At 69.2% G+C, this 24,565-nt stretch carries 22 protein-coding genes and 2 pseudogenes; 10 read left to right on the forward strand and 14 right to left on the reverse strand.

All coding sequences use genetic code 11. The features are described 5' to 3' along the window. Positions 1-163: 163 nt before the first annotated feature. Entirely contained in the window at positions 164-1,342 is a 1,179-nt protein-coding gene (locus ACFWV8_RS23825; RefSeq protein ID WP_384206223.1) for a hypothetical protein, read from the reverse strand. A gap of 595 nt (positions 1,343-1,937) precedes the next feature. On the opposite strand from ACFWV8_RS23825, the gene ACFWV8_RS23830 reads away from it, so the two are divergent. Next, complete coding sequence (locus ACFWV8_RS23830) at positions 1,938-2,297, forward strand: hypothetical protein (RefSeq protein WP_384206229.1); 360 nt, start codon at positions 1,938-1,940, stop codon at positions 2,295-2,297. 103 nt (positions 2,298-2,400) lie between these two features. On the opposite strand, the gene ACFWV8_RS23835 is transcribed toward ACFWV8_RS23830, so the two are convergent. The 6 genes from ACFWV8_RS23835 to ACFWV8_RS23860 form a co-directional block, all read right to left on the reverse strand. Continuing rightward, a complete protein-coding gene (locus tag ACFWV8_RS23835) occupies positions 2,401-2,712 on the reverse strand; it encodes an SCO5918 family protein (protein ID WP_384206235.1) in 312 nt (103 codons plus the stop codon). Positions 2,713-2,768: 56 nt separating this feature from the next. Continuing rightward, positions 2,769-3,173, reverse strand: coding sequence for a CBS domain-containing protein (locus ACFWV8_RS23840; RefSeq protein WP_384206242.1), 405 nt, complete (start codon positions 3,171-3,173; stop codon positions 2,769-2,771). Between the two features lie 44 nt (positions 3,174-3,217). Continuing rightward, a complete protein-coding gene (locus ACFWV8_RS23845) occupies positions 3,218-4,729 on the reverse strand; it encodes a DEAD/DEAH box helicase (protein ID WP_384206250.1) in 1,512 nt (503 codons plus the stop codon). A 318-nt stretch (positions 4,730-5,047) separates the two neighbouring features. Further along, on the reverse strand, positions 5,048-5,251 hold the full coding sequence (locus tag ACFWV8_RS23850; protein WP_384206258.1) for a cold-shock protein: 204 nt from the start codon (positions 5,249-5,251) through the stop codon (positions 5,048-5,050). Between the two features lie 419 nt (positions 5,252-5,670). Beyond that, entirely contained in the window at positions 5,671-5,883 is a 213-nt protein-coding gene (locus ACFWV8_RS23855; protein WP_384206265.1) for a hypothetical protein, read from the reverse strand. Between the two features lie 349 nt (positions 5,884-6,232). Beyond that, positions 6,233-6,568: a MerR family transcriptional regulator gene (locus tag ACFWV8_RS23860; RefSeq protein ID WP_384206273.1), complete on the reverse strand. Its 336-nt coding sequence runs from the start codon at positions 6,566-6,568 to the stop codon at positions 6,233-6,235. An 828-nt stretch (positions 6,569-7,396) separates the two neighbouring features. On the opposite strand from ACFWV8_RS23860, the gene ACFWV8_RS23865 reads away from it, so the two are divergent. The 4 genes and pseudogenes from ACFWV8_RS23865 to ACFWV8_RS23880 all read left to right on the forward strand — a co-directional run bounded on the left by ACFWV8_RS23865 (position 7,397) and on the right by ACFWV8_RS23880 (position 10,842). Next, complete coding sequence (locus ACFWV8_RS23865) at positions 7,397-7,789, forward strand: ATP-binding protein (RefSeq protein WP_384206280.1); 393 nt, start codon at positions 7,397-7,399, stop codon at positions 7,787-7,789. A gap of 874 nt (positions 7,790-8,663) precedes the next feature. After that, positions 8,664-9,101, forward strand: coding sequence for a VOC family protein (locus ACFWV8_RS23870; protein ID WP_384206288.1), 438 nt, complete (start codon positions 8,664-8,666; stop codon positions 9,099-9,101). Positions 9,102-9,246: 145 nt separating this feature from the next. Then, a pseudogene (locus ACFWV8_RS23875) lies at positions 9,247-9,986 on the forward strand (SDR family oxidoreductase). Between the two features lie 28 nt (positions 9,987-10,014). After that, positions 10,015-10,842, forward strand: a complete 828-nt coding sequence (locus ACFWV8_RS23880; RefSeq protein WP_384206293.1) for an enoyl-CoA hydratase/isomerase family protein — start codon at positions 10,015-10,017, stop codon at positions 10,840-10,842. Positions 10,843-11,378: 536 nt separating this feature from the next. Here ACFWV8_RS23880 and ACFWV8_RS23885 read toward each other — a convergent pair. The 4 genes from ACFWV8_RS23885 to ACFWV8_RS23900 form a co-directional block, all read right to left on the reverse strand. Beyond that, a complete protein-coding gene (locus ACFWV8_RS23885; protein WP_384206298.1) occupies positions 11,379-12,071 on the reverse strand; it encodes a pyridoxamine 5'-phosphate oxidase family protein in 693 nt (230 codons plus the stop codon). Between the two features lie 103 nt (positions 12,072-12,174). Then, on the reverse strand, positions 12,175-13,602 hold the full coding sequence (locus tag ACFWV8_RS23890) for an MBL fold metallo-hydrolase RNA specificity domain-containing protein (RefSeq protein ID WP_384206304.1): 1,428 nt from the start codon (positions 13,600-13,602) through the stop codon (positions 12,175-12,177). Positions 13,603-13,660: 58 nt separating this feature from the next. Continuing rightward, the gene (locus tag ACFWV8_RS23895; protein WP_384206309.1) at positions 13,661-13,876 is read right to left on the reverse strand and encodes a DUF1918 domain-containing protein; all 216 of its coding nucleotides are present in this window, start codon (positions 13,874-13,876) and stop codon (positions 13,661-13,663) included. Positions 13,877-14,213: 337 nt separating this feature from the next. Then, on the reverse strand, positions 14,214-16,571 hold the full coding sequence (locus ACFWV8_RS23900; RefSeq protein ID WP_384206375.1) for a heavy metal translocating P-type ATPase: 2,358 nt from the start codon (positions 16,569-16,571) through the stop codon (positions 14,214-14,216). A 255-nt stretch (positions 16,572-16,826) separates the two neighbouring features. On the opposite strand from ACFWV8_RS23900, the pseudogene ACFWV8_RS23905 reads away from it, so the two are divergent. Further along, positions 16,827-17,447 (forward strand): annotated as a pseudogene (locus ACFWV8_RS23905) (CBS domain-containing protein); the annotation flags it as partial. A gap of 58 nt (positions 17,448-17,505) precedes the next feature. On the opposite strand, the gene ACFWV8_RS23910 reads toward ACFWV8_RS23905, so the two are convergent. Genes ACFWV8_RS23910 through ACFWV8_RS23920 form a run of 3 tightly spaced genes read right to left on the reverse strand, consistent with a single transcriptional unit; the run spans position 17,506 to position 20,091 of the window. Then, positions 17,506-18,288 (reverse strand): FAD:protein FMN transferase, encoded by a 783-nt coding sequence (locus tag ACFWV8_RS23910; RefSeq protein WP_384206314.1) that lies wholly within the window; start codon positions 18,286-18,288, stop codon positions 17,506-17,508. Next, positions 18,281-18,718: an FMN-binding protein gene (locus tag ACFWV8_RS23915; RefSeq protein WP_384206321.1), complete on the reverse strand. Its 438-nt coding sequence runs from the start codon at positions 18,716-18,718 to the stop codon at positions 18,281-18,283. The genes ACFWV8_RS23910 and ACFWV8_RS23915 overlap by 8 nt, the downstream gene beginning before the upstream one ends. Positions 18,719-18,729: 11 nt before the next feature. Beyond that, on the reverse strand, positions 18,730-20,091 hold the full coding sequence (locus ACFWV8_RS23920) for a ferric reductase-like transmembrane domain-containing protein (protein WP_384206325.1): 1,362 nt from the start codon (positions 20,089-20,091) through the stop codon (positions 18,730-18,732). A 147-nt stretch (positions 20,092-20,238) separates the two neighbouring features. On the opposite strand from ACFWV8_RS23920, the gene ACFWV8_RS23925 reads away from it, so the two are divergent. The 4 genes from ACFWV8_RS23925 (at position 20,239) to ACFWV8_RS23940 (ending at position 24,539) form a co-directional block, all read left to right on the forward strand. Continuing rightward, positions 20,239-20,973 (forward strand): response regulator transcription factor, encoded by a 735-nt coding sequence (locus tag ACFWV8_RS23925; protein WP_384206331.1) that lies wholly within the window; start codon positions 20,239-20,241, stop codon positions 20,971-20,973. Next, complete coding sequence (locus ACFWV8_RS23930; protein ID WP_384206336.1) at positions 20,973-22,436, forward strand: sensor histidine kinase; 1,464 nt, start codon at positions 20,973-20,975, stop codon at positions 22,434-22,436. Before ACFWV8_RS23925 ends, ACFWV8_RS23930 begins: the two co-directional genes overlap by 1 nt. A 77-nt stretch (positions 22,437-22,513) precedes the next feature. Further along, positions 22,514-23,110 (forward strand): alcohol dehydrogenase catalytic domain-containing protein, encoded by a 597-nt coding sequence (locus tag ACFWV8_RS23935; protein WP_384206342.1) that lies wholly within the window; start codon positions 22,514-22,516, stop codon positions 23,108-23,110. Positions 23,111-23,195: 85 nt separating this feature from the next. Then, positions 23,196-24,539, forward strand: coding sequence for an IS1380 family transposase (locus ACFWV8_RS23940; protein WP_384206347.1), 1,344 nt, complete (start codon positions 23,196-23,198; stop codon positions 24,537-24,539). The last annotated feature ends 26 nt before the right edge of the window (positions 24,540-24,565 follow it).

Here is a 24,565-nt window from a genome sequence, read left to right on the forward strand (position 1 = left end):
TCATAAGGTTTCGCCTTCTTGGACTTAGTCGCCGGGCAGCGCGGGCCTAGGAGGGGCTCCAGCCCACGTTCAACTGATCGTGACTGACGACCCTGACGTCCGCGAAGTACGGCTTGGTGACACGGGGGAGGGCCGGACGGCTGAACTGCATCTCGCACGTGGCTTACGTCGGCGGCAGGTCAGCGTGCGCAGTCGGCGGTCGGGCTCCTTCGCTCGTCATGGCTTTGGTCGCAGCGGTAAGGAATTCGGTGCGGGCTTCGTGTGGGTCTGCGCCGCTTAGGAGCAGACTGGTGAATTCGGTAAGGGGCCAGGTGACGAGGACGCCGTGGCGGGCGAAGTAGAAGGCGACGTTGCGGATGCGGTAGCGGTCGGTGGTGTCGAGCCAGGCATAGCAGAGGAGTTGCCACAGCCAGCGGGAGGAGCGGTCCGGGCGGTCGGTCTTGACCACTGTCTTGACGTCGATCAGAGTGGCGCCGTCGGGGCCGGATATCAGCAGGTCGCCATCGGCCCAGTGGTTGACGAGGACCGGGCCCGCTATGCCCAACGGCTGGCCAGGGGCGGGGCTTCCGGCGAGCCGGCGTAACTCGGCCAGGGCGCCGTAACTTTGTGTCTGCTCTGCCAGCCGCGCCAACTCCTCGACCACCGGATCACTCGCGGTCGCCCGCATCATCTCGACCGTGGGGACGCCGGGCCGGAAGACCTGGTGCATCGACTCGTCCACCGCCCCGGAGCGGTAGACGCTCTCAAACATCTCCAACAGCCAGCAGCTTCGGGCGAGTCCGGCCTCGGCGCCCGGGGTGCCGAGCTGACCGGGTGGGGCGTGCCGCTCGGCGTAGGCCCGGGTCCGCTCCAGGAAGTCGGCCAGTACCGGTTCGGCGGGCAGAGCGCGGTCCGACCCGAACCGGGTGCCCACGTGGTCGCTGATGACTGCTCGCAGTTCGCTGCGTTGCGTCGAGGCTCCCGCCTCGGGCACTAGGTCCAGCCAACCCGTGACGGTCGGCCGCACGTCCAGTGCCTTCCCTCGCCGCGATGCGCCGAGCCGGGCGTGCGTCGGATAGCGGACCGCCTGCTCGTCCGCCCACTCCCGGCGGGCGAGTCCGGCCGCCACGAGTCCGTGCAGTGCGTAGTACGGCGGAGCGGGCTGCACAAGAGTGGCCAGGCGTGCGCCGAACGCGCCGCCGACCGCTGCCCAGTGCCGGCCGTCGACCTGACCGCGGGGGAACACCACCCGCCGCCCTCGCACCGCTTTCGGCAGCAGCGCGGCGACCTCCGCCGTACCGGTCAAATGGCGCGCACACCAGCGGCCGATCTCCCCGCCCTGTAGTTGGGATGTCAACGACATCGGCTCCACCCCCGCACTCGGATCCTCGCGACCGGATGACAGGAAACCACAAGCCGTATCCGAGGAGTGGTTCATTGGGGCATTCGCCCCTTGCCGTTCGGCTCGAACTACGCGCCCACGGAATCCCCGTAGCCCGAGCGTGACGACCGCCGGATCCAACTTGGCCCACGCCACCCGGCGCTGCGCAGTCTGGTCCGCATGAAGCCACAGAGGATGCGACGCTCGCCGCCGCTCATCCTGTCGAATCACCAGCCCAGGCAAACGAGTTCGGAAACAACGGAGTGCCCCACCGGCGAGACCGGTCGAAGCATTCGCTACAGCAGTGGGCCGCGCGGGACTGAAACGCACAACCAACGGAAAGAACGTGTCTGGGCCAACCACCCTTTCCGGATGCTCGCCGGGGGCTGTGGCTTACGGGATTCGCTCTTGGCCCGGCCCCGTCCCTTCCCCTGGAGCTGCACGTATGCGCGGGGGTTAGCTGAGCGATGAGGGCACGCAGGGACCTGTGGCGTCGTCGTCGGCTCGGGTAGGTCTTGCATTATTCGTGTACCAGTGCTTGAGCTGGTCGAACGGCTGGTGATTACAATCGCCACTCATGTCGAAGCTTGACGAGCTACTTGTTGACGTTGCCGCTCTGGTGGAGTCCGGGCGCAGCAATCAGATGTCTCTGACCGTGGTCGCTGGTGGTGCTGTCATCACGGGTCGGTTGGCTCCCGAGGCCGTGTGGAGGCAGCGGGTGTCGGAGGTTCTGGCGGACTCGGCCCGCCTGAGCGATTTCTCCGCCGTGTTCACCGCTGCGACGCAGGGGGAGGGGCGGCCCACGCATCTTCATTTCCATGTGGCGCGGATTCTGCAGGGTTCGGTAGGGATCCCGGAGACGGGTGGGATGTACCGGGTGGCGATCGAGGACGTCAGTGCCTGGACCATGGGCGACTTCAGCTACTCCGACCACTGACTTCGTCTCGCGCCGAGAGTGCCTCGGTACGGGGTGAGGTCCGACCGGCGTTTTCCGGTCGGACCCTCACCGCTGCTTTGCTGGTGATGTGCCTGCCTGTCGGTCAGGCTGTCGCAGGGGCGCCGAGCATCGCGGAAGCCTGTTGCATCGGGTTGAGAACGCGCGTGGGCGTGGTGGCCGGGGTTAGCCCGCGGCAGGTGAAGCCGAGCCGGGTCATGGCCCGCAGGACTTCACCGGCACTGAAGTCGCGGCGGTCCTGACGTGTGACGACCTGTCCGACCTGCTTGACGGGGTAGGTACGGCGGCCGATGATCACGGATTCGCCGGAAGTCTGCTCGGGCTTGACGCCCTTCATCGACTCCAGGACGCCGCTTTTGGTGAGGTCGAACGGGAAGCGGGCGATGACACAGCGCATGATGCCTCACAGGGAAAGGGCCGAAGGGGGGTTGGTTCTGCCGCGGTTGAGGCGGTTCAGCTGGCAAGGGCGAGGACGCCCAAGGCGCTGCCGTGTTCGTCGACCACAGGCAGGGCGTCGACCTGGCTGTAGCGCATCGTGTGCTCGGCCTCGGCCATGGTGGTCACAGGCGAGATGAAAGGCCCGCGGTCGCCGAGGATGTCTCTCAGCTGGATCCTGTCCGTGTACGCGGAGCTGTCACGGGCCGCGGTGAGCTGGGCCTGGGTGAGAAGTCCGGTGCACAGGCCACTGTCGTCGCAGACAAGCAGATGCGCGGTACGGGCGCCGGCCATGACGGACAGGGCGACCTCGACGGTCATGTCGTCGCAGACCTGCGGTCCGCCGATGTCCATGGCGTCGGCCGCCGTCCTGTGTCCGGGGGCGGCGCTCGCCGGTCGGGGCTGCATCTGAACCAGCGTCAAAAGGTGCCTCCTGCATTGGTGGGTCAGTTTCCTGATCACGGGTTCTAGGCCGCCGCGTCGAAGGAGGTCTGGCGCGCTGTCATGCGCCGGGCGGCCGAAGCGGGGCTGCGCCGGCCGCGTGAGGAGGTACTGCGCTGACGCCGCTCGGCCACCGGCGCGGTGATCGTCACGGGAATGCCGGAGGGGGCCTGGGCGCCGGTGATCCGGTTGAGCGCCTCTTCGCCGGAGCGGACCTGGGTGGTCTGGGGCACGATGCCGGCCGCTGCCATGAGGCGCGTCATGTCCCGGCGCTGGCTGGGGGTGACCAGGGTGACGACGCTGCCGGATTCCCCGGCCCGTGCGGTTCGGCCGCCGCGGTGGAGGTAGTCCTTGTGGTCGGTCGGCGGGTCGATGTTGACGACGAGGTCGAGGTCGTCGACGTGGATGCCGCGGGCGGCGACGTTCGTGGCCACGAGTACGGTGACGTGCCCGGTCTTGAACTGGGCCAGTGTCCGGGTGCGCTGCGGCTGTGACTTCCCGCCGTGCAGGGCGGCGGCCCGCACCCCGCTGTTCAGCAGGTCTTGTGTCAGCCGGTCGACGGCGTGCTTGGTGTCCAGGAACATGATCACCCTGCCTTCACGGGCCGCGATCTCGGTGGTCGTGCGGTGCTTGTCAGCGCCGTGGACGTGCAGCACGTGATGCTCCATCGTGGTGACCGCGCCCGCGGACGGGTCGACGGAGTGGACGACGGGGTCGGTGAGGTAGCGGCGGACCAGGAGGTCGACGTTGCGGTCGAGGGTGGCGGAGAACAGCATCCGCTGCCCCTCGGGGCGTACCTGGTCGAGGAGTGCGGTGACCTGGGGCATGAAGCCCATGTCGGCCATCTGGTCGGCCTCGTCCAGGACGGTGATCGCGACCTGGTTCAGTCGGCAGTCGCCGCGGTCGATGAGGTCCTTGAGCCGGCCCGGCGTCGCCACGACGACCTCGGCACCACCGCGCAGTGCGCTGACCTGCCTGCCGATCGACATTCCGCCGACCACGGTGGCCAGACGCAGCCTCACCGAGCGGGCGTAGGGAGCGAGCGCGTCGGTCACTTGCTGTGCTAGCTCACGCGTCGGCACGAGGACCAGGGCCAGCGGCTGGCGGGGCTCGGCGCGCTGACCGGCGGTGCGGGCGAGCAGGGCCAGGCCGAAGGCGAGGGTCTTGCCGGAACCGGTGCGCCCGCGTCCCAGGGCGTCGCGGCCCGCGAGGGTGTTGGGCAGGGTCGCACCCTGGATCGGGAACGGGACACTAACGCCTTGCGCGGTCAGTGTGGCCAGCAGCTGCTCGGGCATGTCGAGGTCGGCGAACGCCTCGACGGCGGGCAGCGCGGGAGTGATCGTCTTCGGCAGGGCGAACTCGCCCTGGACCGCTGCGGGCCGTCGGCCGTGGCCGCCCGAGCGGCCCGGCCCGGCGGAACGGGTCGGGGCGGGCGAGCCGAAGCGGGCGCCCCGCCTCGACCCGGCGCTGGACCCGAATGGGGGGCCCTCGGTCCGACGGGGTCGGGAGGAACGGCTGTTCGTACGTGTGGGGTTCATTGAGAACCTTCCTTGATACGGCGCGTATCAAGGAATTCCCGCAGTGAAGAAAGGCGCGGGGAATCACAAGAACGAACCGAGTGGAATGCGAAAAGGGAAAATGCGTGCTTGCGGTGAATCCGGTGCGGGACGCAAGCGGTGAAATAGGTGACGTTGTGCGGACGTGAAATCCCGGACGTCGACCGATGCGGATTCGAAAGCCGCGCCTCCCTGAGGATGGGGCCTCAGGCGGCATTGCCCCACAGGTGACACCGCTGTGGGAAATGCCCGTAGCTGGGGCCCACCCCTCGGGTGTGGGCCCCAGCTACGAAGTCCGCGTCAGGCGGGAACGATGTTCTCGGCCGTCGGGCCCTTCTGGCTCGTCGCGATGTCGAAGGTGACCTTCTGACCTTCGAGCAGCTCACGGAAGCCCTCGGCGGCGATGTTCGAGAAGTGGGCGAACACGTCAGCGCCGCCATCGTCCTGCTCGATGAAACCGAAACCCTTGGCCGCGTTGAACCACTTCACAGTACCTGACGCCATGTCATATCTCCTCTAGGGGCAGTACGCCGGGACCCGTAATGTACGGATGCCAGGTCGCCGCGATGATGCCCCGCCCGGAGTGCAACCGGAAATGCAATGAAGCTTCCGTCGGCCGAAAATGCCCAAGAAGAAGCTTAAAGTTTTGGGAACCACAACTGCAACTGGGATCGACAATAGCATGAGGCAGTGCCCCGTGTACGCTGAATAACTTCGCTCCGCTGGTTGCCTTAAGAACACTCCTCGCACTGCACGTTAAACCCTCATCTGGCGGTTATAGATTTCACCTTTCCTGGAGAGTAGCGTTTCAGGAAAAGCGAGCGCTGTTCAAGGCTCGGAGGCACTGCTAATCCCACGGCACCGTCCCGGCCTGCGTCGATCCATCGGCCCGTGGCCGGTCTCGACACAGGCCGGAGCGGCGGTCAGTGGATGACCAGGATGATGGCAATGTAGTGCGCGGTGAAGGATGCCACGGTCGGTGTGTGGACAACCTCGCGGATGCCGAGCCAGTGGGGTGACGGGCCGGGGCGCTGGAGGGCACAGGTGACTGTGCCCGCGCTGCAGAGGAGACCGTCGGCCACGATCAGGGTGAGTACGGCCGCTCCGCCGGTATGAAGGAAATCGGGCGGGAGCACACCGGCGCCTACCTCCCCCGGGCCGGACAGCGCGGGGTGTACAGCCAGTGCGGAGCTCCGACCCGCAGGGCCCGGAACGCGATGCCGAGTAGACCGGCCGATCGCGGGAAAGAACAGGGCTTCCGAACAGGCACCTCTGCTCGGCTACCCGCAGGGAACGCTGATGCTCCCTGAGCCCGCGCCCACGTATCCACCCCCCCCTCACAGACCAGTTGGCACACCAGTTGGGCCTGGCTCCAGATCTCGAAGCCAGCCATCTCGGTGTGGAGCGCGTAGCCGACATCGCGGTCGTCGCAGCTGCTCACTCCGGGGGCTGACACCTCGTGCGATGACCCGCCGGGCGCACCGCTCAAGCCACGGGCCGTCCCGCCGTTTTGTCGGTGCGGTGGTGTTCGGCGTTGATGCGCTGGGCTTCTGCGAGTTGGTCTTCGAGGATGACGATGCGGCAGGCGGCTTCGATGGGGGTGCCCTGGTCGACGAGTTCGCGGGCGCGGGCGGCGATGCGCAGTTGGTAGCGGGAGTAGCGGCGGTGGCCGCCGTCGGAGCGCAGTGGGGTGATGAGGCGGGCTTCGCCGATGGCGCGGAGGAAGCCTTGGGTGGTGTTGAGCATTTCGGCGGCCCGGCCCATGGTGTAGGCGGGGTAGTCGTCGTCGTCGAGACGTCCGAACGAGTCGTCTGCTGTCATTTGCACCTTCCTGTGGAACGCGTGGAGGGGCCCGGGTGCTCTGTGCACCCGGGCCCCGAAGGAACTGCTACACCATCTGCCGGCCCTGTTGCTGCGCCGGCCCTGTGTGTCCGCACGGCCGTCCGGGAGAGGACGGGGAATGCGGGGATCGCGGTTGCTTGACCGGAGACCACCTCACTATCGATGTCCTGCGGTACCCGGGCTCATTGATTCCACCCGGGCGATCCTGATGGCGCCTGGCTCCTCCGTTCTTTCCCTCTGGGATCAATCACTTACCTACTGCTGGTACTGCTTTCCCGCGTGTTCTGCTGGTGACCTGAGTAAGCGCCACTCTCCGGCAGCCAGCCCCGTCGCCCGTCCTGCATCCGCTCTGGCTTAGAACCCCACTGCCGAACCTCCCGGCACGCGCGCCCGCAGCCGACGCCTTCACCGAGGAACCACTGACCTTCACTGCTGGTACTGCAACTGCGGTACTGCTGGTGGCGGCCCCTGATCACCGCGGGCCACCCGGTCCGGTCGTCAGTCCCGTCGCCGTCCTGCAACCGCTCTGGCTTCGGAACTCCACCACCGCACCGTCCTGCGAACTGCAACTTCCGTACTGCTGCCCGGCAGTTCGTCTCTGCCAGGCCCTGCTGTCTCTCTGGGCTACGAGAGAACCTTAACCACGCCCACGCCTCAATGTCTACTCCGGCCGACACAGGTTTTCGTGTGTTCGGCGGTGAGGCAGTCACCCTCGAAGCGGACAGGAACAGGATTAGGAGGCCGTTATCGGGCAAAGGTGCGGCACAGCGCGGACCGGCATCGACAATCCAGAGACCGGGTGACCCGATGAACACGATGAGCGTCAACGCCGCAGCCGACCGTTCCGCGATCTCAGTCGCCGACGCACGCGATGCCACCCGGGCCTTCCTGAAAGCCCTCCGGCAGCCGGAGATCGCCACCGAAGCCGCCGACACCGTCGTCCTGGTCGTCTCCGAACTCGTCACCAACGCCCTGCGCCACGGCGGTGGAACCTTCAACCTCCACCTCACCGCACACCCCGACACCGTCGAAGTGGCCGTTGACGACACCAGCCCGCGCACGCCGCGCATGCGCACCCCCGACCTGAACGGCGGCAGCGGAGGCTTCGGCTGGCCGATGGTCAACAGCCTCGCCCACGCCACCGCGGTCACCCGCCGACCCGACGGCGGAAAGACCGTGGGAGCATTTCTCGCCCGCTAGCACCAAGGCGACGATGCGGACGACGCCCCCGGAGGCGCAGTACTCAGCCCTGCGCAGGAAGGTCCGACAGCCGGAGGAGGTGCGCGAGATCCTGCGGAAGACGGCGAAGTATTTCGCCGGGGAGAGGCGCAGGTGTACCGCTTCCAGTTCGTCGCGGACCACCGGCGCCGCTTCGGCGTGAAGCGCTGTGCACCATCCTCAACGTCGCCCGCTCCAGCTTCTACTACTGGCGTAGGACCGCAGCCCGCCGGGCGGCCCGCCAAGCGGCCGATGCCAACCTCGCCGCCCGGATACATGTTCCCATCACCGCCCTGGCCATCAACCTCGAACGTGACCTGCTTGAGCTCATCGACGTCCCGGACCGCCCGACCAAGCCGTCCCCGTCGACGAATACCTCCGGTGATGGTGAACCACCGCTTGCGCCGCGCTCGCCCGTGAACGAGAACACGGCCACAACCTGTCAGCTCCCCCTCTGGCAGGGGATCGGCATGGTCGAGGTCCGCCACCCGAGGCCGCTCGGTCATGCCAGGCCCGCACCAGATGCGGCCGGTGACCGAGACGCCGCACACAGTCTCGGACTTCTCGCATTCCCGGCCCCCGAACCGCGGCAGACCCCAGTGCCACCACCGCCCGTCCCCGGGGCTTCTCCAGCCCCCGACTTGCGGGGGCCGGTGGGGGCGGATCTGATGGTGAGGGGACCGTTCTCAGCCCCGGGGAGCCGTGTCGGCTACAAGGGAGCGCCTCCTGCAGAACCTGGGAAGCGTGAGTTCCGGGCGGCCGCCAACCGTGCCACCGACCGCTGGAGGCAGAGATGGGCAGCGTGGAAACGAGACCCCCGGGGAGCACCGGAACGCCTCCGGTGCAAGCCGGTGAGATGCGACTCGAAGTCGTGATCTTGTCGGTCTCCGATGTCGACCGGGCAAGGCGTTTCTACGCATCGCTTGGCTGGCGCTTGGATGCCGACCTGGCCGTCGAGGAGGGCTACCGGGTTGTGCAGTTCACCCCGCCGGGTTCCCTGTGCTCGATCATCTTCGGTGAGGGCGTGACCTCGGCCCCGTACGGCTCCGCACAGGGCCTCCAGCTCTCCGTGTACGACATCGACGCGGCCCGGGCGGATCTCGTCGAGCGTGGAGTGGACGTGAGCGAGCAGTTCCACGACATCACGGGCGTCTTCCACCGCTCCGGGACCCGCGGACGCGTGGACGGACCGGCTTCCGAGCATGCCGACTACGGTTCCTTCGTGTCGTTCAGCGACCCGGACGGCAACGGCTGGTTGCTCCAGGAGATCAAGACCCGTCTGCCGGGCCGCTGACAAGGATCGGCCGAAGCCCACGCCAACATGACAAACGCGCAGTGCAGGTCCTGAAGCTGCCTGCGCGCCGCGCGGTGCGGGAGCGTACGAAACGGCTGCCGGCACGAGCGGCCACCCGACGGCGGGACGCAGAGGAGGAGACGGCATGACAATCCCAGCGCGCAAGCCCGAACTGCTCGGCCAGACCGTCGTTGTCATCGGCGGTAGCGCAGGCATCGGGCTGGAGACGGCCAGGCGTGCCCGGAGCGAGGGTGCCGAGCTCGTACTTGTCGGCCGTAATCCCGGTCGGCTGGCGCGCGCGGCCAAAGAGCTCGGCACGCAGCGCACCGAGGCGTTCGACGCAACCGACCCCGCGGCCTTGGCGACGTTCTTCCAGCGGCTGCCGTGCCCGATCGACCATGTGATGGTGACGGCCGGCAGCCCGAGCTACGGGCCGCTGCTCGACATGAGCGCCGCAGAGGTAAGGGACGCGCTCAGCGATCACGCAGTGCTGGAGTTCGAGGTCGCGCGCAACGCCGTCGGCCGGGTGAGGCCGGGAGGCAGCCTGGTGTTCATGGGCGGCACCGGAGCACGGCACGTCGGCCGAGGTCCCGGGCCTCCTCCGCCGCCACCAACGCGCTGCCCCCGTTCACCGCAGCCCTCGCACTCGAACTCGCACCGGTACGCGTCAACCTCATCGCCGCCAGCTTCGTCGACACTCCGCTCTCGGCCTCGCTGCTGGGCGACCGAATCGAGGAACGCCGCGCCGAGCTGCGCGCGACGCTGCCGATCGGCCGCGTCGTCGGACCCGAGGACGTCGCGGCGCTGGCCATCCACCTCATGGCCAACACGGCGCTGACCGGCGCGACGTACGACATCGACGGCGGGCAGCAGTTCGTCTCATGACGAACACGCCAAGACCAACGGAGTCGACATGACCGCAGAGCAGTTTCACGTCGTCGAAGTCTCCCCCTCCTATTGGCAGGTGACGTTCGACAACGGCCCGGTCAACCTGCTGGACCCGGACACGCTTGACCAGCTCGGCGTGCTCGTCGAGCGCATCGAGACCAACCCGCACCTCACCGTGGTCGTGTTCCGCAGCGACACGCCCGGCTACTTCATGGCCCACTGGGACTTCACGGCCGACAACGCCCGGGTGGCGGGGATGCGTCCCGGACCAACCGGCCTGCACCCGTATCTGGACAACTTCGTACGGCTCAGCAGGCTTCCGGCGGTGACGATCTCCGAGATCCGCGGCCGTACCCGCGGCGCAGGCAGCGAGTTCGTGCTCGCCACCGACATCCGCTTCGCTTCCGAGAAGGCGGTCCTCGGCCAGTTCGAGGTGGGTGTCGGTACCGTCCCCGGCGGCGGACCCATGGCCCGGCTCGGACGGCTGGTCGGCCGGGGCCGCGCTCTGGAGATCCTGCTCGGCGGCGACGACGTTCCCGCCGACCTGGCTGCCCAGTACGGCTATGTCAACCGCCTCATTCCGGATGCCGAGATCGAAGACTCCACCGACGCGTTCGCGCGCCGCATCGCAGCCTTCGACAAGGTCGCCATCACCGGAATCAAGAAACTGGTCGATGTGGCCACCCTGCCCGAGGACAGCGAATTCGTCCCTGGCCTCCAGGCGTACTTCTCCACCGCCGGCCGCCCAGAACACCAGCCGTTCGTCCAACGCCTGCTGGACAACGGCCTGCAGCAGCCCGACGGCGTCGAGACCGACCTCGGCACCGCAATCGGGAGGCTGCGGCAGCCGTGACACCGTGCATCGGCCCTGGGTCTGAGGGCGGCCTCGGCCACGCGGCAAAGTTCGGTACCGGTGGATCGTCTCGGTGTGGACGTTCTAAGGCAGGGCGGCGAGCAGTTCGCTGAGGTCGGCAGCGGGCGGGAGGATCATCCTCGCGCCGCGGAGCCCCTTGGCCCCAGCGTCCGAACCATCCGGTGTCGCACCGGCTCCCCTACGCTGCCGAGATGGAAACGGATCAGTGAGGTCTTTCAACATTGCCGCCGACTGGACGGGCTGTCCACGCTGGGCACCGGCGAGCCCGTCGCGGGTCGCGTAGAGACGGCAGGTTAGACCGAATGTTTCGCCCAGGGCCGGGGAAACGCTCCTGCGGGGCCAAGCCGTAGCAGCCGTGTTCGGACAGGACGTGCTCGGAGAGTTACTGCACCGCTTCACACAGCGGCCTGGTCCACCGCCGCCCTTCACGTGCAGCCGCCGCTCTGGAGTTGCCGTTGCGGGCCTGGCGGTCTGCCTCGCCAATGGTCGGTTCGCAGCAACCGCGTGTTCCACGTTCAGGGGCTATGGATGACTCGGCCGGTGATCTCCTCCGGCAGCAGCCGGATCCACAGGGGCCGCGACCCGCCCGCCCAGGGGCGCCCGCCCACCCGGTCAGCGAGGGTGCCCGTCGTCGCGGGATCTGTGACGTGCTCGGCCGTCCCCGTCACCAGCACACTCCAGCCACGCGCCCGTGCCTCGTCCAGATGGTCGGCCTCGAAGGCGAGTGGCGCGTCCGGGTCGACCGCCGCCACACTTCCGGGCTGAGTCCGATACACCACACTCCGGCCGTCCACGAGAAAGTTGACCGGGACGATCACGGGCGCGGTTTCCCCTTGGAGCCCCAGGCGCCCGACCCCGTGCGTATCGAGCCGGTCCCAGCACTCACGCTCCGTAAGACGCATCAGACCCGCATGGGCTCCGGCGCTCGCTTGACCCGGCGGCGGATCAACGCGTCCGTGGAGCAGTTCGGCGGACGTCGTGTCCAGCGCCTTGGCCAGCCGAGTCAGCCCGTCGGGGTCGAAGTCGCCGTGCAGCAGAGCCAGCTCCCGCAGGTAGGACGGCGACATCCGCGCACGATGCGCCAGCTCGGACAGTGAGAGCCCCAGCCGGATCCGGCGCAGTTCCACCCGGTCCGCCAAGTCCTCCGAGGTTCTGGGCGTGGGGCTTGCGGCCCCGTCGTCCGGCGTCTCCTCGTTCCTCACCGTCATCACCTCCTTCGCCGGGGGCTGTCGGTTCCATTCCCAGAGGAACACAAGGGCACGGCGTCCCGCCAGCGCTACGGTGCGTGGCTGGTCCGGTCTCGACCTGATCTCACCGCACCAGGACCGCTTCTCCCGAGCGGGGAACGACGGCCGTCCAGCCCAGCTCGCGGTCGACGCGGTCACGCAACGCCGCCGAGGCATCAGGTTCGCCATGCACCAGGTAGGTCGTGTGAGGCGCAGGCGCGTCGCGGAGCCACTCGATGATTTGTGCGGCGTCGGCGTGCGCCGAGAAGTGAGGTACGTCGGCGACTTCGGCGCGTACCGGCACGTATTCACCGAACATCTTCAGCGTGTGCGCTCCGTCGACCAGTTCGCGTGCCCGGGTGCCTTCGGCGGCGAAGCCCACGATGGCGACGGCGTTGCGGGGGTCGGGCAGCAGACGTCGCAGATGGTGGACCACACGTCCGCCGGTCGCCATGCCGGCTGAGGAGACGATCACAGCCGGTCCTGTCACCTCGTTGATGGCGATGGATTCCTGGACGGAGCGGGTGGCCAGGAAGGGTTCGGGATTCAGGTCCGTGCCGTCGGCCGAGATGCCGGCACGCAGTTCCGGCGCCCGTGCGCGGACAGCCTCCCGGTACACGTCCAGCGCTGCCAGTGCCATGGGGCTGTCGACGAAGACAGGCACCTCGTCGGGCAGAGCGTCTGTACGCCGGAGGGCGGCGAGTTCGTGAAGGACGACTTCGGTACGGTCGAGGGCGAACGCGGGGATGACCACGATGCCGCCCCGCTCGATTGTGCGGCCGACGACGTCGGCGAAGCGGGTCCGGCCGGCCTCATCGTCGTGGCGACGATTTCCGTACGTGGACTCCATCAGGAGGACATCCGCCCCGGAGAAGGGCACCGCAGGCAGCAGCAGCGGATGGCCAGGGCGGCCCAGATCCCCGCTGCAGGCGACGGTATGACCGTCGTCAAGGGTGAGACGGGCCCAGGCCGAGCCAAGGATGTGACCGGCCGAGTGCAGGCTCAGCCTCGTCCCGGACATGACCTCGACCTCGGTGTTCATGCTCACCGGGTCGAAGAACGCCACGGTCCGGTCGACATCGCGGTCGTCGTAGAGCGGTCGGGCGGGGCGGTGCTTGGACCAGCCGTGCTCATTGGCGTGCTGAGCGGCCTCAGCCTGGATCCGTGCACTGTCCCTGAGCACGATCTCCGCCAGCCGGGCCGTGTACGCACTGGTCAGAATGGGGCCTCGGAATCCGTGCCGGACGAGCCGAGGGAGGTAGCCGCAGTGGTCCAGATGGGCGTGAGTCACTATTACGGCGTGAATGTCCTCGGCGTCGCAGGGCAGCGACCGCCAGTTGCGGCGCCGCAGGTCTGCGACCCCCTGGAACAATCCGCAGTCGATCAGAACGCGGGAACGCTCGCTCTCGACCAGGAATTTGCTGCCGGTCACCGTGCCCGCACCGCCGAGGAAGGACAGGAGCGCAGGGAGGGCGGAGCCCGTGGAGGTAGGGCGTACGGATGGTTCAGCCATGGCGGCAGCCTCCTGGTGCTCGTGGCATCGGGCATCACGGCATACTGGTCGCCCGCGGTCAGCCGCTGCCCCGGTCTGGCGGGTTGGGCTCGCGATGGCGGACACGGGCATCGGGTCCGGGATACGCCGGTGTCACCGTGCCGTCGTCCGACCACCGCACGTCGTACGACGGGGTTCCGTCGGTATGACGTAGGCCGACGATCTCCCCGTCCCACTCGCTCTCGTCGGCCGTCCGGCCTTCGACGATGATCTGGTCACCGATGCGCGCCTTCACAGGGCGTCACCTTCCGGTTGTCCCGCCCCGCCACCGTTCGAGCCGTGCCGACGAGGCTTGCTCCTCTTCAGTATCGGTCCGCTCCGGCCAGTGAGCCAGCCGCAAGGGCACTCACGGCGAGAGCCGGACCCACCGGCAGTGCGCGGCGCAGGCAATGGAGCACGTTCTCCTCGGGCATCCCGCCCCGGATGGAACCGCGATCGGTCTTCCCGCCGCCGCACACCGCAGGTCCGTCGCTCCGTGAGCGACCGTGGCATTAATGATCAATCTCAGCGGCGGTGCCGGGTGGAGTGAGTCGGGCGGGCCGCTGGATGGCCCTCGGCGTCTGCCGGACGGGTCAGATGCGGGGTCTTCGATTCCATGGTTCGGGCGGTCGGCTCGGGGAGAGGGAGAAGTAGCTCTCTTCTTCCTGGCTGAAGTGGAGCCGTAGAACGGTGTGGAGGCCGTAGAGGCAGGCACGCAAGTCGTCGAGTTGTTCCGGGCGTACCGTCCCGGCTTCGTCGGCGAGTTGGAGATGGGTGGCGATGCGGCGGGCCAGGCGGTCGATTTCGGTGTGGGCGCGGCTCATGGTTTCGGTGTTCGCCGGGCCGCCGAGCTGCTTGTTCAGCGCAGGGTAGAGCTGGTGTTCCTCGGCATGTTCATGCGGCAGCAGCCGGTCGGTGAGCAGGTGGTCGATTCGGCGCAGGGTGCGCAGGGCCTGTGGTCCCTGGTTGGTGGAGATCAGGCCGGCGGCTTCTCTGATGGCGTCCAGGGTGTCCCGGAGGTCCTCGTGTTCTGTGGCGAATCGGTGGATCAGGGTCTCGGTGTCCGGTTCGAGGGTGGCCCGGTTCCCCCGTGGGGGCAGGAGTGCGCGCAGCGCGTTGAGAATGACGGATACGTCGATTGCCTCCTGCAGGAGTGCTCCGGGGGCCGGCTGTAGCCAGCCCACCAGGGCGGCTGCCATGGCGGCCAAGGACATCACCATTCCGCCGACGGCGCTCTGCACCGCGATCCGGCGGGTGCGGACCGCGATCTCCATCGCATCGGCCAGCCGGTCGACCCGGTCGGTGGTCAGAATGATGTCGGCGGCTTCGGAGGTCGCGGTGGATCCACGGGCACCCATGGCCACCCCGATGTCGGCAGCCGCCAGGGCGGGCGCATCGTTGACACCGTCGCCCACCATGACGGTGACAGCCCTCGCGCATTCCCCCCGTACCGCGTCGACCTTGTCCGCGGGCAGCTGTCCCGCACGGACGTCGTCCAGGCCCAGTACGGCCCCGACCTCACGCGCGGGCGCGGGGCGGTCGCCGGTGAGCATCAGCAGTCGGGTCAGCCCCGCTTCCCGCAGCCGCCGGACCGTGCGCGGCGCGTCGTGACGCAACGGGTCCAGCAACAGGACAGCGCCGACGAGTGTGCCGTCGACGGTGAGCCAGGCGACGGCGGCGCCGTCGAGCAGGGCGCGGTTGTCGACCGCCTGGGCCCAGCCGGGCAGGGATTCCGGAGCGAGACCGGACTTCCCAACCGTGACGTGGTGGCCGTCGACGGTTCCGGCGGCTCCGCGCCCGGCCTCCTCACCGGCCTGGCCCGGCACCGACAGCGTCAGCCCCCGCGCGCCCGCTTCTCGGACGATCGCCTCCGCCAGAATGTGCGCCGAGATCTGATCCAGCGACGCGGCCAGCCGCAACACCTCGGCGGTCGTCCGGCCCGGGGCTGCCGCGACCTCCAGTACCCGCGGCCGGCCGGCGGTGAGGGTGCCGGTCTTGTCGATCACCAGCGTGCGAGCCCGGCCCAGCCTCTCCAAAGCCCCGCCGTCACGCACGACGACACCCCTGCGGGCCGCCCTGGACAGTCCCGAGACGATGGCGACGGGAGCCGCGAGCAGCAACGGACAGGGCGTCGCCACGACCAGAACCGCCACCGCCCGGACCGCGGACCCGCTCACCGCCCAGGCGATCCCGGCCATCACCAATGACAGGGGCAGGAACCACGCCGCGTAACGCTCCGCCAGCCGCACGGTCGGGGCCCGCTCCGCTCCCGCCTGCTGGGCCAGCCGCACGATCTCCGCGTAGGTGCTGTCCTGCGCGGTGGCGCTCGCCCCCAGCTCGAAGACACCGCCCGCGTTGACCACCCCGCTGCGCACAGCGTCCGCGGTGCCGCGTTCCACCTGTGCGGACTCCCCCGTCAGTACGGACTCGTCGAGGAGCGCGGTGCCGGTGGTGACCCGGCCGTCCACGGGCACCACATCACCGGACCCGATGACGAGGATGTCGCCCACGGCCACGTCCGAGAGGGGGACAACCGAGACCGTCTGCCCCCTGCGGCGGCGCGCGGATCGCGGGGCGTGTTCCAGCAGTGCCCTCAGATCATGGGAGGCCCGGCGTTCGGCAGCCGCGTCGAGCGCCCGCCCGGTCGCCAGCATCAACGCGATCAGAGCGCCCGCCAGATACTCGCCGACAACCAGCGTGCCGACCAGCGCCAGCACAGCGATCAGGTCAACGCCGGCCCGCCCCCTGCGCAACGCGGCCACCACCCAGCCGACCGCAGGAGGCACAGCGAGTACCGTTCCCGCCGCCCAGAACGTGTCGGCGACAGCCCGGTCGCCGACCAGCCAGAAGACCGCGCCACCGAGCAGTGCGGTTGCCGTTGCGGCCAGGAGCGCGGGCTCCAGAAGCCGCAGAGCGTGTGTGGCTCTCTTCCGTCCACCCTCTTCCCGGATTCTTCCCTGCTCCACAACGGTTCTCCGCCCATCGCGCGAAACGGCCCAGGCGACATGAAAGCTCCCCGGCCCCCCTTCCGGCGTCCACCGCGCCAGGACCGCAGGGCTGAACGGACCACACCGTTGCACAGGAGAACTCTCCACGCGGTCGTGGATCAGTGGCGTCGCTTGTCGTCGTGCCCGGGCCGACAGGCGCCCGCGCCGGCGTGATCGACCTGTCAGACCCCTGGTCAGGGCCTACCGGCCCCTCCCCGGGCCGGGTTCAAGGAGATCGTCGAGACCCTGAGGAAGTGGAAGGTGAGCGCTGTTCCGGTTCTTGAGGGTGACGGACGTGTCACCGGGGTGGTGTCCGAGGCCGACCTGCTCGAGAAGGAGGAGTTCCGGGACGCGGACCCCAGCCGTCTGGAGCAGATGCGCCGTCTCGATGATCTGCGCAAGGCGGGAGCTTTGACGGCGCGTGAGTTGATGAGCGTGCCCGCTGTCACGGTCCGCGAGGACGCCACACTGGCTCAGGCGGCCCGGACGATGGCGCAGGGCAGACTGAAGCGGCTGCCGGTGGTCGACGCCTCAGGGATGCTGCGCGGCATCGTCAGCCGCTCCGACCTGCTCAAGGTGTTCCTCCGGTCCGACGACGACCTCGCGGAGGAGGTACGTACGGAGGTGGTCGAGCCTCTCTTCAGTGTGTCCCGCGAGAACGTGCTGGTCACGGTCGTCGACGGGGTCGTCACGCTCAGCGGCGTGGTCCAGGACACCGCCCTTGTCCCGGTGGCGGCGCGTATGGTCCGGGCGGTCGAGGGCGTCGTGGATGTCGAGTGCGACCTGACAGGGCCGCGGGCCGCTTCGGTGGGGGTCCCACCGTCGGAACTGCGGCCCTGAAACGTGCCGCCCCTTGGCCCCTTGGCGAACCGCAGTCCCCCGTCGGACAGTCCCCGGATCAGGCCGAGCCGAGTTCCGGGACCGTCTCACCGGGGAAGCCGTCGGTGTGCCACGACTGGCCGTCGGGCAGTACGCCGAATCCTTCGTAGCCGTCGAGTGATGCCAGCCAGTCTCGCGCCGACTCCCCTCTCGCGAACGCGGCGGTGGCGTAGGCGTCGGTCATCGTGAGGCCGGTGCCGGTCACGGTGACCGAGGCGAGGCCGCGGGCGGGGCGGCCGAGGTGGGGGTTGATGACATGGGCCCCGCGTTCGGCCGTGCCGGATGTGGCGATGGCCAGGTCCGTGCCCTCGACGGTCGCGCACAGCTCTCCGGGGCGCAGGGGGTGGACGATCCCCACGCGCCAGGGGGAGCCCGGCGCGGACTCGCCTCTCAGTCGCAGGTCGCCGCCACCGTTCAGACAGGTGTCGCGGGCCCCCGCGTCGTACAGGATCTGCGAAGCGCCCTCCACCGCCCAGCCCTTGACCAGCCCCGACGGGTCGAGGGATCCGGTCGCGAGGTGGCTGAACCAGCCGCCGCTGGTCCGCACGGCGCTTCGGCAGAGGGCGAGGACCTCGCGTACCTCCGAGGAGCAGTCGGCGAGACCGATCTCGTGCCGCGCCAGGCGGCTTATGGCGCTGTCCGGCCGGTAGGTGGAGTACACCTCGTCGACATGGTGCAGCCAGGACACCGCTTCGCGCAGCGCCGCCTCGACCGCGGGGACGCGTTCGTCACGGATGTCGAAGGAGATGACGGTGCCCATGACGTGCTCGACATGGCGCAGTCCGCGCCCGGGGTCAGACACCGGCCCTGTCCAATGCGCTCTGGAGGGACTGGATGTACCCGTGACTGGTGTAACTCGCGCCCGAGACCGCGTCGATGTGCGCGCTGTGGCCCGCCAGCGCCTCCTTCGTCAGACGTGGCACGGCATACGCCGCGATCTCCTGGTCGCGCCCGTTGCCGGACGGCACCTGGAGCACCTTGACCGCGGTCAGCTTCCCGGCCTTGACGGTGGCGGCGACCTGGACCGTGCCGTACTGGGTCTGTACGGGGTCTCCGGTGTAGGTACCGGTCCCGGATCCACCGGGGGGTGACGCCGGCCCTGTCGGAGCCGGAGACGTCCCCGTCGAGGGGGCTGCCCCGTCCACGGGGGTGGACATCTGGTGCGGTTTGAGGGTGAGCAGCAGCACGACCAGGGCGCTGGTCGACGCGGCGGCGAGTACGGCTCTGCGCACGGCGGGACTCCTCAGAACTCGAACGACTCGTGATGGATGTGACGGCGCGGCACACCGGCGTCGCGCAGAGCGCCCTTGGCGGTGTCGGTCATCCCGGGCGGACCGCACAGGTACACCTCGCGCGCCGCGAGGTCCGGCACCATGGCGACCAGCGCACGCGCCGTCAGGGGCGAGTGCCTGGAGGCCGGTTCGCCCGTGACGTAGTGCACGACGGCGCCCCGCCCCGCCGCGATGGAGTCGAGTTCGGTGCGCAGCGCCAGATCTTCCGGACGGCGGGCCCGGTAGACCAGGGTCACCTCTCCCGGGAGGGTCTCGAAGAGGGCCCTGAGCGGTGTGATGCCTACGCCGCCCGCCAGCAGCAGGATCTTCCGCGATCTGCTGCGCGCCGCCGTGAAGGCACCGTAGGGTCCCTCGGCCCACACCCGCGTGCCCGGTCGCAGATCCGCCAGCGCCGCGCTGTGCTTTCCTGTCGCCTTCACGGTGATACGCAGATGCCGGGGGAGCGCCGGCGCGGAGAGGGAGTAGGGGTTGGCGGTCCACCACAGGCCGGGCGCCAGGAAGCGCCAACGGAAGAACTGCCCCGGTCGCGCGTCCAGTTCGTCCAGGTGCTCCCCCATCAGATGGACCGAGACGACGCCAGGGGCTTCGTGCCGGACGTCCGCCACCCGCAGCCGGTGCCGCAGCGAACGCCGTACGGGAACCAGGAAGCGGTACCAGCCGATGAGCGCGGCGACCCCGAGGTACAGCGAGTACCAGGCCACTTGGGCCGGCAGGTGTCCGACGAAGTCGGCGCCGTTGCTCAGCTGGTGGAAGAAGGCGAGGAAGACGGCCAGATACGTCGCGAAGTGCAGGTAGTGCCAGGTCTCGTAGCTCATTCTGCGGCGCGCGGCGCGTGCCGAGACGACCGCGGTGACGACGAAGAGCAGGAACGCGGCGGTGGCTTTGAGCATGTCCGGGTAATCGAACACCAGCGTGCTTGTCTGACTCACCGGTCCCTTGCCGGACGTGAGCGCGTATCCCCAGATGATCAGCAGGGTGTGGGCGAGGATCAGCGAGATCGTGTAGCGACCGCCCAGGGCGTGCCAGCGTGCGAGCCGGTCGGTGCCGATGCTGTGGTCGAGCAGGGGGACGCGGGCCATCAGCGCGACCAGCACGGCGCAGGCGTAGCCCGCGAGGAGCCCGGTGATCCGGCCCGCGTCGGTCAGCCACGCGCCGGAGCCCACGACCGATGTGGTGTCACTCCACCAGAGCCCGAGAACACCCGCGGCGCCCAGCCAGATCATGGCTTGTACGACCACGGGGACCATCGATCGCGGCCACCGGGGCCGCGGAGCACGGTCTGCCCGGTGTCGCGCCTGGGTTGTGGTGCTCATGGGTCTTCTCTCCGTCGGGTGCTGACCACCATCGCAACGCAACCTCTGAGGCTCCTCTGAGACAGGTCACCTCAACCCATATTCAGAGGGAACTCAGAGCGAGCCCAGAACCCCGCGGCACCGGATCGGAGGGATGCTGGAGACACCATGGACGACCGAAGCCCTCCACCCAGCGCCCTGCAAAGCGGTGACGGCGGCCCCGTGCGGGTCCTCGTCGTCGACGACGAGCCGGATCTCCTGGAGGTCCTTTCCGGCGCGCTGTCGGGCGAGGGCTGGCAGGTGCGCACCGCCGCCGACGGCGCTTCGGCCATGGAGACCGCGCGCGTGTTCCGTCCGCACGCGGTCGTCCTGGACTGGATGCTTCCCGACATGGACGGCCTGCGCGTGCTGCGTGGTCTCCGCGGTGATCTGGACAGCGTCTGTGTGCTGTTTCTGACCGCACGCGATTCGGTCCAGGACCGCGTCGCCGGAATCACCGCGGGCGGCGACGACTACGTGACGAAGCCCTTCAGCCTGGAGGAGGTCCTGGCCCGGCTGCGCGGCCTGCTGCGCCGGGCCGGTATGGCGCGCGAGTCGAGCGGTGAGCGGCTGGTCGTGGGCGAACTCGTGATGGACGAGGAGGCCCGGGAGGTCACTCGTGGGGGTGAGCTGGTGGAGCTGTCGCGTACGGAGTTCGAACTTCTGCGGTTCCTGATGCGCAATCCCCGCCGGGTGCTGTCGAAAGCGCAGATCCTGGACCGGGTGTGGTCCTACGACTTCGGTGGCCGCGCGCATGTCGTGGAGCTGTACATCAGCTATCTGCGCAAGAAGATCGATGTCGGTCGGCCCGCGATGATCCACACCGTGCGCGGCGTGGGTTACGTCCTGAAGCCGGGGTGCTGATGCGACGAGGGTTCCCCCGCGTCCCGCTCCCACGCACCCTCCGGGGTCAGCTGACCACCGGGATGGTGGTGCTCCTCGCCGTGGCGTGCCTGGCCGTGGGGTTCACCACGGTCATCGCGCTCGAAGGCTTCCTCGTACGGCGCCTCGACCAGCAACTGACCGCCTCCGATGGGCGATTCGCGGCGAGTCTGGAGCACGAGGCCCGACCCGACGCCGACAACTCGCCTGATACCCGCGGCCAGGCGGAAGGCACCTTCGGCGCCCGGCTGTTGAACGGCTCGATCGACGAGGCGGCGGTCGTCCACGACGAGACGGACGCCGGGGTTCCGCTGAGCAGCGCCGACCGACGGACACTTGAACGCCTTCCCGTCGACGGTGAGGCGCACAGCCGCGGCCTGTCGGCGCTGGGCGCGTACCGCCTCACCGCGGTACGGGGCGACGACAAGGATGTTCTTGTCACCGGCCTGCCCCTGCGCCCTGTCGAGGAGACGGTGCGGCGGCTCGAAGGAGTTGAGGCGGGGGTCTTCGCCGCCGCCCTCGCGGTCACCGGGATCCTCGGAGCGCTCTGGGTGCGTGTCTCTCTCCGGCCTCTGCGCCGGGTGACCAGCACGGCGGTGAGCGTGGCCGAGCGGCCCCTGGCCAGCGGAGAGGTCGCCATGCCGGAACCCGTCCCGGCCGGTGACCCGCGCACCGAGGTCGGGCAGGTCGCCACCGCCGTCAACCGCATGCTCGGGCACGTCGGCGACGCCCTGGAGAAACGGCAGGCCAGCGAGGAGCGCCTGCGACACTTCGCCGCCGACGCCAGCCACGAACTGCGCACGCCGGTGGCGAACATCCGTGGGCACGCGGAACTCGCGCTGCGGACCACCAGCCCCGTGCCGAGCGAGGTGCGTCGCGCGCTGGACCGCATCCAGTCCGAGTCCGAGCGGATGAGCCGCCTCGTGGACGACCTGCTGCTGCTCGCCCGCATCGACGCGGGCCGGGCCCTCGACAGCGCCCGGGTCGACCTGACGCGGCTGGTCCTGGACACCACGGACGACGCGCGGGCCGCCGGTCCGGAGCACCGCTGGCGGCTGGACCTGCCCGAGGAGTCGGTGACGACGGAGGGCGACGAGCACCGGCTGCACCAGGCCGTCGGGAACCTGCTCGCCAACGCCCGCACCCACACTCCGGCGGGCACCGAAGTCACCGTCCGCCTGTCCGCCGACGACAGCCGCGTCAGGCTGACCGTGACGGACGACGGGCCGGGAGTCGACGAGCACCTGCTGCCGGAGATCTTCGGCCGCTTCGTACGCGCCGACCACGGCCGCTCGCGTACGACGGGCAGCACCGGGCTGGGACTGGCGATCGTCCACGCGGTGGTCACGGCCCACGGAGGCACGGTGGACGTCGAGAGCCGGCCCGGCCGCACCGTGTTCACCATCACGCTGCCCGCCTCCCCGCCGGACACCGCGCGTAGCTGAACCGCCTGAGCGCCACCGACCCTGTTGTCCCCTCGCATCCGGTTGCTCCGCCGGGCAGCCCGTCGCAGGCTTGGAGCATGACGTTCGCCGCCCCCGCGGAGACATCGCACGGCTGGGCCGTCGAGAGACCGGGGCCCATCGGCACCGGACCCCTGGCCCGGGTCCGGCGGCGTCCGCCCGACCCCGGCCCCGGTGACCTGCTGCTGCGCGTGGAGGCGTGCGGCGTCTGCCGTACCGATCTGCACCTGGCCGAAGGCGATCTCCCGCCCCGTCGGCCTTCGACCGTCCCCGGCCATGAGATCGTCGGCCGCGTCGTCGCCGTCGGTGAGGCGGTGGAGACGTTCCGGGTCGGGGACCGTGCCGGTGGGGCCTGGTTGCGTGGGACCTGTGGGGTGTGCCGTTACTGCCGGGCCGGGCAGGAGAATCTCTGTCCCCGGTCCACCTATACGGGGTGGGACGAGGACGGCGGTTTCGCCGATCTTGCGGTGGTGCCGGCGGCCTTCGCCTATCCGCTTCCGGACGGCCGCGACGCCGCCTCGCTCGCGCCCCAACAGCGTTGCGAGGAGTGCGGGCCCTTCGCCTCTCTGCGGCACTCGACCTTCAGGTACACCGCCCGCGGTGTAGGACGAATCAATCGCCTCGCGCTTTCATGGACGTGCTCGTCCAGGTCTTGATCAAATAAGCGGAGAGTACTTCTGACCTGCAACGATGGGACTTGTCTAGGGTCCTGTTGGCTGCACGGAAAGAAGCACTCTCCAGGTGAGCAAGCGTATCGGGTTGTACCCGCGTGTCCGCGTCGAGGGCGGTGGCAGAGGGGCGGTCTCGCAGGCCGGGGCCGTGCTGCTGGTCGAGACGGTCCGCAAGGTGGGCCTGGACACCGCGATATCGGCGGCACTGGCGCCGTGGCGCAAGCCGCGGGCAGTGCACGATCCGGGCAAGGTCCTGCTGGATGTCGCGCTCGCTACGGCTCTGGGCGGGGACTGCCTCGCCGATGTCGCCATGCTGCGGGCCGAGCCGGACATGTTCGGCCCGGTGGCATCGGACCCCACAGTCTCCCGGCTCATCGATGCCCTCGCCGCAGCCGGGCCGAAGGCGCTCACCGCGATCCGCACGGCGCGAGCCGAAGTACGCTCGCGGGTCTGGGAGTTGGCCGGCGCGGACAGTCCGGCCGCCGGTGGCAGCGTGATCGTGGACATCGACGGCGTGCTGGTCCTCGCACACTCCGAGAAACAGGACGCCACCGCGACCTGGAAGAAGACCTTCGGCCATCATCCGCTCGTCGCGTTCGTCGACCACGGCCCAGCCGGTTCTGGAGAGCCGGTGGCCGCGCTGCTGCGGGCCGGCAACGCGGGCTCCAACACCGCCGCCGATCACATCGAGACCGCCCAACTCGCCCTGGCCCAGCTGCCCCAACGCCTGCGGCGGGGACGGCGGACACTGATCCGCACCGACTCCGGCGGCGGCACCCATGCCTTCCTCGACTGGCTCTCCCGGCGCGGCCGGTGGCTGTCGTATTCCGTCGGAATGACCATCACCGACGCCATCCACCAGGCCGTCCTGAAGATCCCGAAGAAGGCGTGGACACCGGCCTACGACGCGGGCGGCACCGAACGGCCCGGAGCCTGGGTCGCCGAGATCACCGACATGCCCGACCTGAGCACCTGGCCCACAGGCATGCGGCTGATCGTCCGCAAGGAACGCCCGCACCCCGGCGCCCAGCTGCGATTCACCGACCTCGACGGACTGCGGCTCACCTGCTTCGCGACCAACACCAAAGGCGGCCAGCTCGCCGACCTCGAACTGCGTCACCGCAGACGGGCCCGCTGCGAGGACCGCATCCGAAACGCCCGCGACACCGGCCTGCGCAACCTGCCCCTGCACGACACCGCACAAAACCGGATCTGGCTGGAGATCGTCTCCCTCGCACTCGACCTCCTCGCCTGGATGCCGATGCTCGCCCTGACCGGCAAGACCCGCCGCTGGGAACCCAAAAAGCTCCGCCTGCGCCTGTTCTCCGCCGCCGCCCAGCTCGTCAGTAGCCGTATCTCAACCGAACATGATCGCTTGATTTTTGCTGGTCAGGCATGGTGCAGCTCGGGATGAGGGAGGCATTCGGCGTCTTGTTTCCG

Origin of the sequence: Streptomyces sp. NPDC058665 (assembly GCF_042714995.1) — a bacterium.
Lineage (GTDB): Bacteria > Actinomycetota > Actinomycetes > Streptomycetales > Streptomycetaceae > Streptomyces.